At 75.6% G+C, this 729-nt stretch carries 1 protein-coding gene; it reads left to right on the top strand.

Going from position 1 to position 729, the window contains the following annotated elements; genetic code table 11:
- A partial coding sequence (locus VB737_RS07445; RefSeq protein WP_500312271.1) for a 3'-5' exonuclease occupies positions 1-729 on the top strand: 729 nt, incomplete at both ends.

The following is a 729-nucleotide window of genomic DNA, read 5'->3' as shown; positions in this document are numbered from 1 at the left end:
TCGCCCTGCTGGTCCACAACCACCGCCAGGCGGAGGACCTGCGCCGCGCCCTGGAGCGGCGGCACATCGCCAGCCGGCTGGTGAGCAAGGCCGACGTGTTCGCGAGCCCGGCCGCCACCGCCCTGCAGCGGCTGCTCGATGCCCTGGCCGATCCGGCCGATCCTGGCCGCCTGCGGCTGCTGGCCGCCTCCTCCCTGCTGGGCTGGTCGGCGCGGCGGATCGCCGAAGCCGTCCCGGCCGCGTGGAGTGAACTGGCCGGCCGGCTCCAGGCCCTGGCCCGGGAGCTGCCCCATCGGGGACCGCTCGGGGTGCTCTCGCAGCTGGTGGACGGGGAAGGGCTGGCCCGGCTGAGCGTCAGCGGCCGGCTGCTGGCCGACCTGCAGCAGGTGGCCGAGCTGCTCCAGGAGCGCCTGCACGTGGAACAGCTCTCCCTGGTGGCCGCCGCCGACTGGCTGCGGCGCCTGCGCCTCGACCAGACCCGCGCCAGCGGCACCATCCCCGAATCCCACCAGGCCCACAGCGACAAGGCCGACGAAGCGGTGACGGTGATCACGGTGCACCGCAGCAAGGGACTGGAGTTCCCGGTGGTGATCTGTCCCTACCTCTGGCAGGCGGCGGGCACCCCTCCCGCCGGCGGCCACCGGGTGGGCCTCCGCTGGCATCCGGCCGGCGGCGCCGGCGCCTGCCTCGACCTCCACCTCCGTCCCGCCTGGGGGCAGGGATGGCAGG

This window comes from Synechococcus sp. BA-120 BA3 (assembly GCF_034931285.1).
In the GTDB taxonomy this organism is placed as follows: Bacteria; Cyanobacteriota; Cyanobacteriia; order PCC-6307; family Cyanobiaceae; genus Cyanobium.
Note: the sequence above shows the minus strand (reverse complement) of the source record. Positions and strands in the feature narration are given on the sequence as shown.